General features: G+C 54.7%; 15 protein-coding genes. 9 read left to right on the plus strand and 6 right to left on the minus strand.

Annotation, left to right across the window (positions count from 1 at the left end):
• Nucleotides 1-17 precede the first annotated feature (17 nt).
• The gene (locus ACTJI7_RS01685; protein WP_063153923.1) at nt 18-1,193 is read right to left on the minus strand and encodes an efflux RND transporter periplasmic adaptor subunit; all 1,176 of its coding nucleotides are present in this window, start codon (nt 1,191-1,193) and stop codon (nt 18-20) included.
• Nucleotides 1,194-1,526: 333 nt separating this feature from the next.
• Here ACTJI7_RS01685 and ACTJI7_RS01690 point away from each other — a divergent pair, with 333 nt between their 5' ends.
• Both ACTJI7_RS01690 and ACTJI7_RS01695 read left to right on the plus strand, forming a co-directional pair.
• Nucleotides 1,527-1,880 carry a helix-turn-helix domain-containing protein gene (locus ACTJI7_RS01690; protein WP_028012990.1) on the plus strand — a complete coding sequence of 118 codons (354 nt, stop codon included), beginning with the start codon at nt 1,527-1,529 and terminating at the stop codon, nt 1,878-1,880.
• 69 nt (nt 1,881-1,949) lie between these two features.
• Nucleotides 1,950-2,240 (plus strand): YebG family protein, encoded by a 291-nt coding sequence (locus ACTJI7_RS01695; RefSeq protein ID WP_063153922.1) that lies wholly within the window; start codon nt 1,950-1,952, stop codon nt 2,238-2,240.
• Between the two features lie 64 nt (nt 2,241-2,304).
• On the opposite strand, the gene catA is transcribed toward ACTJI7_RS01695, so the two are convergent.
• Entirely contained in the window at nt 2,305-2,970 is a 666-nt protein-coding gene (catA, locus tag ACTJI7_RS01700; RefSeq protein ID WP_047368456.1) for a type A chloramphenicol O-acetyltransferase, read from the minus strand.
• A gap of 251 nt (nt 2,971-3,221) precedes the next feature.
• Here catA and ACTJI7_RS01705 point away from each other — a divergent pair, with 251 nt between their 5' ends.
• The 6 genes from ACTJI7_RS01705 (at nt 3,222) to osmV (ending at nt 8,448) form a co-directional block, all read left to right on the plus strand.
• The gene (locus ACTJI7_RS01705) at nt 3,222-3,845 is read left to right on the plus strand and encodes a glutathione S-transferase family protein (protein ID WP_028012987.1); all 624 of its coding nucleotides are present in this window, start codon (nt 3,222-3,224) and stop codon (nt 3,843-3,845) included.
• A 155-nt stretch (nt 3,846-4,000) separates the two neighbouring features.
• Nucleotides 4,001-4,738, plus strand: coding sequence for a YoaK family protein (locus ACTJI7_RS01710; RefSeq protein ID WP_041912015.1), 738 nt, complete (start codon nt 4,001-4,003; stop codon nt 4,736-4,738).
• Nucleotides 4,739-5,015: 277 nt separating this feature from the next.
• The gene (gene osmY, locus ACTJI7_RS01715) at nt 5,016-5,726 is read left to right on the plus strand and encodes an osmoprotectant ABC transporter permease OsmY (RefSeq protein WP_440669576.1); all 711 of its coding nucleotides are present in this window, start codon (nt 5,016-5,018) and stop codon (nt 5,724-5,726) included.
• An 18-nt stretch (nt 5,727-5,744) separates the two neighbouring features.
• Nucleotides 5,745-6,644 carry an osmoprotectant ABC transporter substrate-binding protein OsmX gene (osmX, locus tag ACTJI7_RS01720; protein ID WP_063153920.1) on the plus strand — a complete coding sequence of 300 codons (900 nt, stop codon included), beginning with the start codon at nt 5,745-5,747 and terminating at the stop codon, nt 6,642-6,644.
• An 8-nt stretch (nt 6,645-6,652) separates the two neighbouring features.
• Entirely contained in the window at nt 6,653-7,300 is a 648-nt protein-coding gene (gene osmW, locus ACTJI7_RS01725) for an osmoprotectant ABC transporter permease OsmW (protein ID WP_028012983.1), read from the plus strand.
• Nucleotides 7,300-8,448 (plus strand): osmoprotectant ABC transporter ATP-binding protein OsmV, encoded by a 1,149-nt coding sequence (gene osmV, locus ACTJI7_RS01730; RefSeq protein WP_045631630.1) that lies wholly within the window; start codon nt 7,300-7,302, stop codon nt 8,446-8,448. The genes osmW and osmV overlap by 1 nt, the downstream gene beginning before the upstream one ends.
• A gap of 171 nt (nt 8,449-8,619) precedes the next feature.
• On the opposite strand, the gene ACTJI7_RS01735 is transcribed toward osmV, so the two are convergent.
• From ACTJI7_RS01735 to ACTJI7_RS01745, 3 genes are all read right to left on the minus strand, one after another.
• Nucleotides 8,620-8,856, minus strand: coding sequence for a DUF7683 domain-containing protein (locus ACTJI7_RS01735; protein ID WP_422110662.1), 237 nt, complete (start codon nt 8,854-8,856; stop codon nt 8,620-8,622).
• A 369-nt stretch (nt 8,857-9,225) separates the two neighbouring features.
• Nucleotides 9,226-9,693 carry a DUF6392 family protein gene (locus tag ACTJI7_RS01740; protein WP_047368455.1) on the minus strand — a complete coding sequence of 156 codons (468 nt, stop codon included), beginning with the start codon at nt 9,691-9,693 and terminating at the stop codon, nt 9,226-9,228.
• Nucleotides 9,690-11,387, minus strand: coding sequence for an S-type pyocin domain-containing protein (locus ACTJI7_RS01745; RefSeq protein ID WP_440669579.1), 1,698 nt, complete (start codon nt 11,385-11,387; stop codon nt 9,690-9,692). The genes ACTJI7_RS01740 and ACTJI7_RS01745 overlap by 4 nt, the downstream gene beginning before the upstream one ends.
• A 250-nt stretch (nt 11,388-11,637) precedes the next feature.
• On the opposite strand from ACTJI7_RS01745, the gene clcB reads away from it, so the two are divergent.
• Nucleotides 11,638-12,948 (plus strand): voltage-gated ClC-type chloride channel ClcB, encoded by a 1,311-nt coding sequence (clcB, locus tag ACTJI7_RS01750; protein WP_063153919.1) that lies wholly within the window; start codon nt 11,638-11,640, stop codon nt 12,946-12,948.
• Here the strand turns inward: clcB and bioD are convergent.
• Nucleotides 12,883-13,578 carry a dethiobiotin synthase gene (gene bioD, locus ACTJI7_RS01755; protein WP_028012980.1) on the minus strand — a complete coding sequence of 232 codons (696 nt, stop codon included), beginning with the start codon at nt 13,576-13,578 and terminating at the stop codon, nt 12,883-12,885. The genes clcB and bioD overlap by 66 nt on opposite strands.
• Nucleotides 13,579-13,590: the final 12 nt, after the last annotated feature.

Below are 13,590 nucleotides of genomic sequence, written 5' to 3' on the forward strand. Positions count from 1 at the left end.
ATTCTCAGGTCAAGTGATCAATTGAGGACGGTGCTGGCGGTCATGGCGACGGTTTTCGCGTTCACCGGCATACCCGGCATGAACACTTTCTGTAGACCGTCAACGATGACCTTATCGCCAGGTTTCAGCCCCTGCTGCACGATGCGTAAACCGTCGGCCAGACGCCCCGGCGTAATATCGCGACGCTGCGCTTTACCCTCTTTATCCACGATATAGACATACTTGCGATCCTGGTCAGTCAGTACCGCTTTGTCGTCAATAAGCATGGCCTGGAATTCCGCGCTGCCCGGCAGGCGCACGCGGGCAAAGAGTCCAGGCGTGAACTGACGCTGCGCGTTATCCAGCAGCGCGCGCATGCGGATCGTACCGGTACTCGGCGTGAGCTGATTATCAAGGAAATCCACTTTACCCTGATGGGGGTAGCCCTCCTCGCCGGCAAGGCCGATCTCAACCGGTAGCGCCGTATGGTGGCTGGACGCCCCCTGCCCGTTGCGGGCGAGATTTTGATAGTGAAGATAGGTTGACTCATCCACGTCAAAGTAGACGTAAACCGTCTTCTGCGAGACCAGGGTGGTGAGCACGCTGGCGCTGTCGCCCGCGGAGACCAGATTGCCGCTGGTGATTAACGCCCGGCTGGCGCGGCCATCAATAGGAGCCGTCACTTTGGTGAAGTCGAGATTGAGCTGCGCGGCGTCTACCGCAGCCTGGGCCGCGCGAATATCGGCCTGTGCCTGAATGGCGGCCGAACGGCGCTGCTCCCACTCTTCACGGGATACCAGGTTGGTATTAATGAGTTTATCGGTACGGTTAGCCTCGCTTCGCGCCAGGCTGGCCTGCGTTTTGGCTCTCTCCAGCGTCGCCTGCGCCTGCTCCAGCGCGGCGCGATAGGTTCGGTCATCAATCGTGAACAGCACCTCACCCTTTTTCACCTCCTGGCCGTCGGTGAAATTCACTTTGTCGATGTAGCCAGAGACACGGGGACGAAGCTGCACGCTTTCCACGGCTTCAATCCGGCCGTTAAAGCTATCCCACTGGCTAATGGATTTCACAACCACGTCTGCAGCATTAACGGCGGGCGCGGGCGGCGCGGCGTTTTGCGCGACGCTGTCATCACATCCGACGAGCAGCACGGAGAGCATCATCGCTCCCAGCGCATTCAGATGATAGTTTCCCCAGGTTTTTTGCAGGCTCATTATTTTTATTCCGGTAATTGTAGCCGCCGGGCAAGACGCAGCGGGAGGTGCCGCGCCACTTCCTTTGTCCGGGCTGGCTTAAGGCCATTTGTGTCGTTCATCGCCACAAAACTGTAACAGTTTCGAATACACTATCGCGGCGATTGTAGGAATGCGCCTAACTAAGTGCAAGAATAATTGTTGCACTTTATGTGCTATTTGAGGCGGCGTTAAAAGGCCCGTTTCGGGCAAGGATTTAAATGCAACAATAAAACTTGCAATTATCGTGAAACCAGGCCACCTTAAAATGCAACAGACAAAGATACCTTTCTATCGCTGCGTGGGGGAAACCTGATGAACACTGGCGCATTTATGCATGATTTACTCGACTGGATTGATAACAACCTCGACAGTCGTCTGGACATTGAGACCGTCTCCAGGCGCTCCGGCTACTCGAAATGGCACCTCCAGCGCCTGTTTAAAGAGCACACGGGCTATCCCCTCGCCGGCTATATTCGCGCGCAAAAGCTGCAAAAATCGGTTGAGCGCTTAGCCCACAGCGATGAGCCCATCCTGAACGTGGCAATCGCGCTCGGGTTTGACTCTCAGCAGTCGTTCAACCGCAGCTTTAAGCGCCAATTCGGTCAGGCACCTGGCGCATGGCGACGCAGTATCGGCGGCCGAGAAACGCAGCCGATGCACCAGTAGCTCACTTTTTACTGCAACATCATCCCGAAGCTGTTATACTGTATATAAATACAGTATGAGAGGTGCGTGATGGCTGTTGAAATAAAATATGTTGTCGTAAGAAAAGGTGAAGAGAAAATGACATTTGCCAGTAAGAAAGAGGCTGACGCTCACGACAAGCTGCTCGATATGGCAGACGCGTTCACCGACTGGCTGTTGCAAAGCGGAATGCAGATGGATGAAACGCAGGCTGAAAATCTTGGTCTGTATCTCGCCGAGCAGAAAGATACCGTGCAGCATATTCTGCGCACCAGCAAGCTCCCTGCTCTCGATGCCCCTGCGGCTGACAGTAAAAAAATCAGAGCGGTAAAAGCTGCCTGATTGCCACATCGTCACCGAGCCTGACGCCGCAAGCAGCATGCTGCTTGCGGCTTTTTTATTAACGTCACGCGCCGGATTGCGGCAAGGCATCAATCATCTCTTGTAATTCATTGTACAGTCTTGCCACATGGAAACCATCGCACACGGAATGATGAACCTGAACGGCAAGGGGCAATAATACTTTGCCATCTTGTTCATAGTATTTTCCAAGCGTAAACATAGGGGCAAAAAAGTTCTTCATGTGCGCAACGTTGACGTTAAAGCTGGTAAAACTCACCCAGGGAATACCCGATATGAAAAAGATATTTTCCCTGGATTCGTCCTTAGGCCAATAAGCAAAATTATTACCGTAGCGCGCAATGTCTTCAGCGTAGGTCTTCTGGAAGTGCTGAATATTGCCATCATAATGGCTCCATAATGATGAAAAGGTCTCTGTTTCATTATGGAAAATGGTATAATTTGGATGAACTTCGTTCCATATAATAAGCTCATTGTCTTTCATGGCCATACGGAACTCAGGATGACTGTTGACGATCTTAGAAATGAGAAAAATAATAGTCGGGTAAAATTTCCAGCCGACCGCTTTGATATGTTTTAACAGCGCAGTAATATCGATTAAAACCGTCTGGTTAAACGTCGACTGAGCGAACCCCTGAAAAATCTCAAAATGTTCCTTCCTTGCCCAACGAGATAAGTCAACGGACGTATATTCAGGGGTTATTTTTTCCATTTCTAAGCCTTTAATGAGCAAGCATATCTCTGAGGTTAGCCTAAATTTTTTCCAGGCATTAAGCAAGCAGGCGCCTCTGGAGAAAACGGCGCGGAATAACCGCCATTACGCACCCTGAAGACGTAACGTTTCCGCTTAAAACGCGCTGACCTGCCCGTACAAAGCACTCCTCACTCAATATTATCCCTCCCTCTTCGCGCAAAGGGTGTATTGTTTTTAAATGATTAACCCCCCTGAAGAGAAGCGGCGTCATGATTAACATCCTCGGTAAAACCACCTCCATCAACGTTCGTAAAGTGCTCTGGACCTGTGAAGAAGCGGGCATCCCTTACCTGCAGGAAGACTACGGCAGCGGTTTTGCCTCAACAGAAACGGATGACTTCCGCGCGCTGAACCCCAACGCCATGGTGCCGGTGCTGATGGATGACGATTTCGTGCTGTGGGAGTCCAACGCCATCTGCCGCTATCTGGTGCGCAAGGCCGGACGTCACGATCTGCTGCCTGCAGAGCCGCAGGCCTGCGCCAACGTTGAGCGCTGGATGGACTGGCAGGCAACTGAATTCAATAACGCCTGGCGCTATGTCTTCCCGGCGCTGGGACGAAAAAACCCGGACTTTAACGACCCTGCGCGCATTGCGGCGGGAATAAAAGAGTGGAACCACTGCATCACCATTCTGGAAAACCAACTGCAGCGCACCGGGGCCTTTGCGGCGGGAGAGACGTTTACCCTTGCGGACGTGGTGCTTGGGCTGTCGGTGAATCGCTGGAAGATGACGCCGTTTGACAAGCCCGACGTGCCGGCGATTGAGGCCTGGTATGAGCGCCTCAACCAGCGCCCCGCGTTTTTGCGTCACGGCAATAACGGCATGATATAAATTATTTACGCCCCCACCTTGAGCAAGGATATTTTATTTAATTACTAAACCCTGAATGGCGTCAGAGGGAATAATAATTAAGCCATATCCTGGACAGCCCGTTGCACCGCTTTGCTAGCCTGACTATTCAGGCAAAGCTCAACCCGGAGGTATTCTTGCTGATTAGACTCAAGAAAGAACGAACGCATAAGGAGGATCGTCGGCTTGCCCTCTGGCTGGCGACCTCGGCAGGTTTGCTTAACGCCATCGCCCTTGGGGCATTTGGCTTTTTCCCCTCTCACATGACCGGCAATACCTCACAATTATCCAGCGAAGTCTCCTCCACCGATCTGAGCGATATGATTTTCTTTGGCTCGATTATTCTCTCTTTTGTCACCGGCGCCATCCTTGCTCGTCTTATTGTACTCTGGGGCATTATCCACAATATCAGGCTGGTTTTTTGCCAAATCCTTTTTGTCGAGGGGGTACTATTGACCGGCATCTCTCTCTACGAGATGTATTTCCACGCCCTCACGAGCAACCGCGAGATTATTATTTTTCTGTGCGGCCTGATGGGTATTCATAATTCAACCTCCACGCAGCTCTCCGGAGGGCGGGTGAGATCGACGCACATTACCGGCACGCTAACGGATGCAGGCATATCACTGGCCTCCGTGCTGGTGGCGATGCTTCGCAGGGATTACTCGAAGGATACCGCGGCACAAAAAAGTCAGCTAAAAACTCACTTAACCACTATTTTCTCGTTTATGAGCGGAGGGATTGCTGGGCTGCTGCTGTTTAGATGGATTGGGTTTAACGCCATGCTGGCGCTTGGGCTGCTGCTCGCGATTGTTGCCATTTTTTCTATCATTAGCATCTCGGTCCGCGTTCGCCGGGTTCGTGCCTCTATCTAAATAACGAACGACTCTCGGCGTAAGGGCGCCCTTTGATATGTGACACTGTCACTATTGAAAATTCGCTTTAGGACTATTCTGCCCGGCACGCAACCAGCCCTTACGCCATAAGGCTTTAATTAAGGTTGTCACTAATTTCATAGGGTTACTGATTTCCCCCCTTCGCTGGAACCCTTCCCAAACGCTTGCTATAGGTCAATTACCCCTGCCGAAACATGGCATAACAACAGGCAACCGGTGGTTGCTATAACGCATGCGCACAGGGAGACACACCGCAATGCACCCATTACTCAAACGCTCGCTGCTATTTGTCGGCTCCATTCTCGTGGTCCTCGCCCTCCTCGTCTGGGGAATCGGGCTTGAGACAATCAAGGCGCGTCAGGTTGACCTGGTCTACCTCGGGCAACAGCACATGATTCTGGTTTTCTCGTCGATGTTTTTTGCCCTGCTGGTGGGCATTCCGGCCGGTATTCTGCTGAGCCGTCCGGCCGCGCGGGGCGTCGCCGAATACGTGATGCAAATCTTTAATGTCGGCAACACCCTGCCGCCGCTGGCCGTGCTGGCGCTGGCGATGGTGGTGATTGGTATCGGCGATACGCCCGCCATCATCGCCCTGTTCCTCGCCTCGCTGCTGCCGATTGTGCGCAATACCTACGCCGGGCTGTGCTCGGTCCCGTCGTCGCTGCTGGAAGCGGCAAACGGGATTGGGATGACCAAATGGCAGCGCCTGTGCCAGGTTGAGCTGCCCAACGCCTGGCCGGTTATGCTCTCGGGGATCCGCATCGCCACCGCCATTAACGTCGGTACCGCGCCGCTGGCGTTTCTGATTGGCGCCAGCAGCTACGGCGAGCTGATTTTCCCGGGTATTTACCTGAACGATTTCCCGACCCTGATCCTCGGCGCGGCGGCCACCGCCCTGTTCGCCCTGATCCTCGACACCCTGCTGGCGGCGCTGGGTCGCGTGATGAGTCCCCATCTCGCTCGATAACAATAACAAGGAGCTTTTATGAGACTGTTTTCCAGCCTGACGGCGCTGTGTGCCGCGGCGCTGTTCACCGGCCAGGCGATGGCAGCCCCGCTGATTCTGGCGACCAAGAGCTTTACCGAGCAGCACATTCTCTCGGCGATGACCGTACAGTACCTGCAAAAGAAAGGTTTTCAGGTGCAGCCAAAAACCAATATCGCCACGGTGATCTCCCGCAACGCGATGATCAACAAGCAGATTGATATGACCTGGGAGTACACCGGCACGTCGCTGATCATCTTCAACCACATCAACAAGCGCATGTCGCCGCAGGAGTCCTGGAAGACGGTGAAGCGCCTGGATGCGAAGCACGGTCTGGTGTGGCTCAAACCCGCCGACATGAACAACACCTACGCTTTCGCCATGCAGCGCAAGCGCGCCGAGGCGGAGCATATCAACACCATGTCGGAGATGGTGGCGAAAATTGAACAGGTTCGCAAAACCAACCCGGACAAAAACTGGCTGCTGGGCTTAGACCTTGAATTTGCCGGGCGCAGCGACGGCATGAAGCCACTGCAGGAGGCCTATAAGATGGATCTGGACCGTCCGCAAATCCGCCAGATGGACCCGGGTCTGGTCTATAACGCTGTGCGCGACGGCTTCGTCGACGCCGGGCTGGTTTATACCACCGACGGGCGCGTGAAGGGCTTTGATCTCAAAGTGCTGGAAGATGATAAAGGCTTCTTCCCGAGCTACGCGGTCACCCCGGTGGTGCGCAAGGACACCCTGGAGGCCAATCCCGGTCTGGAAGAGGCGCTCAATACCCTCTCGGCCCAGCTCAACAACGACGTTATCACCGAGCTGAACAAGAAAGTGGATATTGACCATCAGTCACCGCAGCAGGTCGCCCGCGATTTCCTGCGTAGCAAACAGCTGCTGTAGGAGGCGCTATGGATACCGTTCACTACATTCTGGACAACTGGGACTATCTGTTAACCCTGACGCTGCAGCATCTGTGGCTGGTGGCGCTGGCCGTGGGCTTAGCGATTATCATCGGCGTCCCGCTGGGCATTTTGATTGTGCGCCACAAGTGGCTGGCGACGCCGGTGCTGGGGATTGCCACCATCGTGTTGACCATCCCGTCCATTGCCCTGTTTGGCCTGATGATCCCGCTGTTTTCGCTGATCGGTCAGGGGATTGGCGCCCTGCCCGCAATCACGGCAGTGTTTCTCTACTCGCTGCTGCCGATCGTGCGTAACACCCACACGGCGCTCGACAGCCTGCCGCCGGGCCTGCGCGAAGCCGGACGCGGCATCGGCATGACGTTCTGGCAGCGTCTGCGCTGGGTGGAAATTCCGATGGCGCTGCCGGTGATTTTCGGCGGGATCCGCACCGCCGTGGTGATGAACATCGGCGTGATGGCGATTGCCGCCGTGATTGGCGCGGGCGGACTTGGCCTGCTGCTGCTTAACGGCATCGGCGGAAGCGATATTCGTATGTTGATTGCGGGCGCGCTGATGATCTGTCTTTTAGCGATTGTGCTCGACTGGCTGCTGCACCGTCTGCAGGTGGTTCTGACTCCAAAGGGGATTCGATAATGATAAAACTGGAAAACCTCACCAAACAATTTTCACAGAAGCACGGCCAGACCTTTAAGGCCGTCGATAACGTCAACCTGAACGTGCCCGAAGGGGAAATGTGCGTCCTGCTCGGCCCGTCTGGCTGCGGAAAGACCACCACCCTGAAGATGATTAACCGCCTCATCACCCCAAGCAGCGGAAACATCCTGATTAATGGCGAGGACACCAACGGGATGGACACCGTGACCCTGCGCCGCAACATCGGCTACGTGATCCAGCAGATTGGCCTGTTCCCGAACATGACCATTGAAGAGAACATCACCGTCGTGCCGCGCATGCTGGGCTGGGATAAAGCGCGCTGCAAAGCCCGCGCCGAAGAGCTGATGGATATGGTGGCAATGGATCCGCACAAGTTCCTCCACCGTTATCCGCGCGAGATGTCCGGCGGCCAGCAGCAGCGTATTGGCGTTATTCGCGCCCTGGCGGCGGATCCTCCGGTACTGCTGATGGATGAACCGTTCGGTGCGGTGGACCCGATCAACCGTGAGGTGATCCAGAACCAGTTCCTCGAGATGCAGCGCAAGCTGAAAAAAACCGTCATGCTGGTGAGCCACGATATCGACGAAGCCCTTAAGCTCGGGGACCGCATTGCGGTATTCCGTCAGGGAAAAATCGTCCAGTGTGCCAGCCCGGATGAACTGCTGGCGAAACCGGCGAACGAGTTTGTCGGCTCGTTTGTCGGTCAGGACCGCACGCTGAAGCGCCTGCTGCTGGTCTCGGCCGGCGACGTCACCGACCAGCAGCCGACCATTACGGTACGGGGTTCGACTCCGCTCCCGGAAGCCTTTGCAACCATGGATGATAACGATATTCGCGCGATTACCGTGGTTGACGAGCACGGCAAGCCGCTGGGCTTTGTGAAGCGTCGCGAAGCGCGTAACGCCAGCGGGACATGCGCCGACATCCTGCATCCGTTCCGCATGACTGGCAAAGCCGAAGACAACCTGCGCGTGGTGCTGTCACGCCTGTATGAGAGCAACACCAGCTGGATGCCGATCGTGGATGAGGACGGGCGCTACAACGGCGAGATTTCTCAGGATTATATTGCCGAGTATCTGAGTTCAGGGCGTACGCGCCGGGCGCTGAATATTCATAGCGAGAGCTGAGAATTATATTTTTGAATCCATGCGCGAGACAGGTTCGGCTAGAGCTGTGTAGGGAGTTCATTCGTGAAGCCTCATCCCTTTACGTCATCACGCTGAAGAGACAACGTAATTTCTTCCCGGCAATTTCAACCCACCAGCAACAATTCGCTGGTGGGTTGAAGAACCCGGCCCTCATATTTCTCCACCAGAAATTTGCAAGGTCACATCATCTGAATAAAACGTTTTACCTACCAATAATTCAAACTCGTGAGCCTGGTTTTTTGTCAAGTTGTACACTCCAATTCCACACATAAATTCTTCTCGGTCTCTCGCATTTAATCCCAAAATATCTGCCATTACATGTGCTTTTTCAGATGGAATTTCTATCTCGAAAAGCAAGATTTCTGTTTCTTTACTATAAATATCAATAGCTTAGACAATCTTCTTTTTTCAACCTTTCTGGATTGGTCGGCAGGCTTCATCTACTCGCCTTTTAGCCGCAGCTGCGGCAGCCTGATAATCCACCTCCTCATCGTTACCATTCCACAACTTACTGCCTCTTTAGTGTCAGTTTTATAAGTGATTATTTCATTGTCCACTAATTCTTTTTAGCTCCTGCCCAGATTACGGCTCAGTGCTTCTAAATTTACGGTCATTCGTATAACCCCACATTACGATTCAATTCGTGAATTTTAACCTTTGCAGCTTCAATCTGACTTTCCGTCGCACCATGCTTTTTTAATGGTGGCTTTATTGCACGCGAGCACAAAAAGCCCCTCCCGGGGCTTGTGTTGCGCATTACCAGCGAAGCTCTGAGGTTGGCATGAAGGTTACAGACCTCACGCGATCCTCTAGGTCATAGTTAATCTGCATGCTCGTAGGAATATCGTGATCCTTTACCTCATAAAGGTCTGTCCAACCATAATCCTTATTCATCACAGTGTAAGGCGGCGCACTTCTTAGCGGCTCACCAAGAGTTTCATTAACCCATTTACGAGACATAGACGCCTGCAAGGGTGCTGGTAGTTCATTAGGAAATGTCCAACTGGACGCAGGTTCGTGCTGAATTCTGAGTGTGACAGATTTCAAAATCCGCCCCTCTCGCCAAAAAGAAAGAAAAATCCCTTCCTGAGCCATTTCGAGGTTGAGGGTCGGTGTTCCAGAAGATCCCTTTGGAGGAGACTTATACGGAATTAAGTCCTTACCAAGCATATATTGATAAGACTTACCAAGACTATATATCAGCGCCTCAACGTCTATCGTCATTTGTAAAGCCCCGCTTCACTGTTAATTGTATGTATTTTCACCCTTGCTGCTTCGATCTGGATTTCGGTCGCTCCATGCTCTTTCAATGCCGGTTTTATGGCATCCAGATTGCGATCCACTGCTGCCCTGAGGTTCCTTGAGTCAAGATCAATATGTGTAGGCGTATTACGTCCACCATATGTCTCGCTTATTTTTTGATGAATATCTTTCGGGATCACGATGGCTGCAACTTTATCAGTCAGTGCAAATATCTCGTCATCATCTAGCAACGGATAATTAGCTTTTAGATATGCATCAACGGCAGCCCTCGACGGCATGTGATCAGCCTCGTAAATCCCCTGTCGAGAACGGCGTTTGAAATCACTGTATAACTCAACCTCCAGAAACTCCACCGGCGGTTTGCTCAGGTAAATATAAATCGGCGGCAGGTCGGGGAACGGCAGGATCAGAATGTAATCCGCGAAACGCTTTTCCTCTGGCGCCGGGCTGGTGGTCGCCGTTATGCCTGTGTTATCCGGCAGCGGGTCAACAACCACCGGGTTCGGCAGCACCGGCCGCGCCTGGTTGCCGGTATTCCAGGGTTTATTCTCGTCTGTCCGGTCAGGCGTCCACACAATGGTGATGTGCGGTTCTTCTTCCGTGGTGAAGGTGTACGCCTGCGCGCTGCTGTCATACTCCATTTTTCTGACGCGAACACTGTCCCGGCCGGGTGGCGTGTGCCAGCCACGCGGGACCGCGTTCCCGCTGCTGTCATTCTCCCACGTATAGCGCACCCGGCTCGGGGCTTCACGCATCTGCTCCAGGCGCATACGGTCGATAAAATCCTGTTCGCCGTCGTTCAGCCTGCCGGGCATCATTCCCACCAGCAGCCCGGCCACTGAGGCACCCGCTCCGGCGGCGGCTGTCTCACCCAGCCCGGCGGCACCACGTACCGCCCAGGTGCCGTAGGTCAGCGCCCTGCCGCTTATCAGCTCCAGCAGGCTTGCGCCTGCCGTGGCCGTCTGTGCACGTGAAGCTGCAGCTGCGGCAGCAACGGCGGCCTGATAATCCATCTCCTCATGGTTGCCGTTCCACCAGCGATACGGGGCGCTGCGCTTTTTCGGTTTGGGGATATCGTCTGGCTTTTTCTTTTTTGCGGTCCGGGCGTGCTGCGGGGTGTCTGAATCGGTTGCAGGGTCGCTGGCGGGCATGGCCTGAAAAAAAGCCATATCAGCAAAATTGGTGTGAGGCTCGCGCTGGTCACCGGCATCATTACACCCCTCACCGCGCAGGCAGGATTTTGCGAATACCCGGTTACGCTCCCTTTCTTCCTCTCTGCGTTTTTCTTCGGCTTGCTTTTCTGCAACCAGCCTGGCAGCGTGTTCTTCCCTGGCAACCTCAACCGGGTCCCGTCCCCGTCCCAGCCACTGACCTGCCGGAGCAATCACCCGGTTCGAACCCGGCGGGCAATCACAGTGTACTTTTGAACCGTGAACGGCTGCGGGCACCCCGTGAAATGTCACGCGTTCTTCACCTGATACAATGACGCCCTGTTTCCCGCATTTGGGGCAGGGAGTGGTTTTATCACCTACCCTGAGTATCCTGCGGCCAAATTCGGTGCTGTCCGTTATAGACGCAATACACCTGGCACCGGTAGTCGTTTTATCATTCTCAAGCGCCTGCCCCCGACCATAATTATCGGTACGGTAACCCATGCATTACGCTCCGGTAATTAGTGAGTTCGTTACTCATAAAGAATTTCCTTTTCCTTCCTGTAAATAAAAAAGCAATTTTACTATGAAGACGAGTTCACCAGATTTATTCAGCACTTTTGGTTAATATTTAATAATCAAATAAATGACAAAGAAAAATAAATAATATATATAGAACACCCTATAAAAGCTCATTTGCATACTGGTTGAGTTCCAACCACAATAGGACATCGTCCCCGTTTACTCGCGACCCATGCAACGTCTTCATACGTACCCCGACATCCGCGCAATGTTTCGCCGACTCCTGATTGCCACCGTCACCGGCGTGCTGGCCGCGCTGGCCGTTGCGGTGTTCCGCCACAGCATGTACCTGCTGGAGTGGCTGCTTCTGAGCAATGACAGCGGCAGCCTGGTGAATGCCGCCGCGTCGCTCTCCCCCTGGAGGCGCGCGCTGACACCCGCGTTGGGCGGGCTGGCTGCCGGGCTGTTGCTCTGGGGATGGCAGCGCCTGAACGCCCAGCGTCCCCACGCGCCGACCGATTATATGGAAGCGCTGGAGACCGGCGACGGTCAGTTTGATTACGGCGCGAGCCTCGTTAAATCTCTTGCTTCGCTGCTGGTCGTTGCCAGCGGAAGCGCCATCGGCCGCGAAGGGGCCATGATCCTGCTTGCCGCCCTCGCCGCCTCCTTTTTTGCCCGGCGCTTTACGCCCAAATCGGAATGGAAGCTTTGGATCGCCTGTGGCGCCGCCGCCGGGATGGCCAGCGCCTACCATGCTCCGTTAGCGGGAAGCCTGTTTATTGCAGAGATTCTGTTTGGCACGCTGATGCTGGCCTCGCTCGGCCCCGTGGTGATTGCGGCGGTGGTGGCGCTTCTTACGACGCAACTCCTGGCACCGGGTGCCGGTACGCTCTACGAGGTCCATCTGAGCGGCATTCTCACCGCGGCAGATTATGCCCTGCTGGTCGCGATGGGGCTGCTGGCAGGTCTCTGCGGACCGCTGCTGATGTGGCTAATGGCGTTCAGCCACGGGCTTTTCCTGCGTCTCAGGCTTTCGCCGCCGTGGCAGCTGGCACTCGGCGGCTTGATTGTCGGGCTGCTGTCTCTTTTGACGCCGAAGGTTTGGGGGAACGGCTACAGCGTGGTTCAGGCTTTTCTGCTCGCCCCGCCGCTGCTGTCGGTGATTGCCGGCGTGTTCATCTGTAAATTGCTGGCGGTGCTGGCAAGCAGCGGTTCGGGTGCGCCGGGCGGGGTATTTACGCCTACCCTGTTTGTCGGTATGGCTACGGGGATGCTGTTCGCGCAGTTTTTCGCGCTGTGGCTGCCGGGTTCTGAGACGGCCATGTTGCTGGGGCTGGCCGGGATGGCAACGCTGCTCGCTGCGACCACGCATGCGCCCATTATGTCGGCGCTGATGGTCTGTGAAATGACCGGGCAGTATTTTTTACTGCCCGGTTTACTGGTCGCCTGCGTGATAGCGTCCGTACTGTCGCGGACGTTACGCCACGACTCGATCTACGGTCAACACGCCACCGAGGGCAGAGAGATCGATGTACTGCGCTAGCTCGCGCTGCTCGGCGCGAGGCAGATAAGGCAGCTCGCCCACCAGCGGGCCAGGCAGTTTGGTGCTCAGTACGTCGATGATCTCCGCGTAGTGCGCGAGGCCTGGATTAATACGGTTTGCCACCCAGCCAGCCAGCGGCAGGCCGTCATTGGCAATCGCCTGCGCCGTCAGCAGCGCGTGGTTGATACACCCTTCCTGGATCCCCACTACCATCACTACCGGCAGCTGCTCCTGCACGACCCATTCAGACAGCGGGCGTAAATCATTCATCAGGCTGCGCCAGCCGCCCGTTCCTTCGACGACTACGTGATCGACCTGCTCACTCAGGTTCGCCAGCCCGTCGGATAACAGGGAATAATTGATCGGGCCACTGTGCGCCACGCTGCTTTCATCTTCGCTTAACGCAATAGGATTGACCGCGTGGTAAGGCAGTTCCAGCGACGAGACGCTTTGCAGCACCAGGGCGTCTTTATTTCGCAATCCCTCTGGCGTCTCTTTACTCCCTTTTGCGACCGGTTTGTACCCAGCGACGCGTTTACCGCTTGCTGTCAGAGCCTGCAGCAATGCGCGGGATACAACGGTCTTGCCGACAGAGGTATCTGTACCAGTAACAAAGAAACGCTTAAGCATGACTCACTCCAC

Source organism: Enterobacter sp. 22499, assembly GCF_052044815.1.
Lineage (GTDB): Bacteria > Pseudomonadota > Gammaproteobacteria > Enterobacterales > Enterobacteriaceae > Enterobacter > Enterobacter bugandensis.

Excerpts from the sequence above, each read along its gene's own strand:
- ACTJI7_RS01690 (WP_028012990.1), top strand. The coding sequence starts at position 1,527 with ATGAACACTGGCGCATTTATGCATGATTTACTCGACTGGATTGATAAC.
- clcB (WP_063153919.1), top strand. The coding sequence starts at position 11,638 with ATGCAACGTCTTCATACGTACCCCGACATCCGCGCAATGTTTCGCCGA.
- osmY (WP_440669576.1), top strand. The coding sequence starts at position 5,016 with ATGCACCCATTACTCAAACGCTCGCTGCTATTTGTCGGCTCCATTCTC.
- ACTJI7_RS01685 (WP_063153923.1), bottom strand. The coding sequence starts at position 1,193 with ATGAGCCTGCAAAAAACCTGGGGAAACTATCATCTGAATGCGCTGGGA.
- ACTJI7_RS01705 (WP_028012987.1), top strand. The coding sequence starts at position 3,222 with ATGATTAACATCCTCGGTAAAACCACCTCCATCAACGTTCGTAAAGTG.
- osmW (WP_028012983.1), top strand. The coding sequence starts at position 6,653 with ATGGATACCGTTCACTACATTCTGGACAACTGGGACTATCTGTTAACC.
- osmV (WP_045631630.1), top strand. The coding sequence starts at position 7,300 with ATGATAAAACTGGAAAACCTCACCAAACAATTTTCACAGAAGCACGGC.
- osmX (WP_063153920.1), top strand. The coding sequence starts at position 5,745 with ATGAGACTGTTTTCCAGCCTGACGGCGCTGTGTGCCGCGGCGCTGTTC.
- bioD (WP_028012980.1), bottom strand. The coding sequence starts at position 13,578 with ATGCTTAAGCGTTTCTTTGTTACTGGTACAGATACCTCTGTCGGCAAG.
- catA (WP_047368456.1), bottom strand. The coding sequence starts at position 2,970 with ATGGAAAAAATAACCCCTGAATATACGTCCGTTGACTTATCTCGTTGG.
- ACTJI7_RS01740 (WP_047368455.1), bottom strand. The coding sequence starts at position 9,693 with ATGACGATAGACGTTGAGGCGCTGATATATAGTCTTGGTAAGTCTTAT.
- ACTJI7_RS01745 (WP_440669579.1), bottom strand. The coding sequence starts at position 11,387 with ATGGGTTACCGTACCGATAATTATGGTCGGGGGCAGGCGCTTGAGAAT.
- ACTJI7_RS01695 (WP_063153922.1), top strand. The coding sequence starts at position 1,950 with ATGGCTGTTGAAATAAAATATGTTGTCGTAAGAAAAGGTGAAGAGAAA.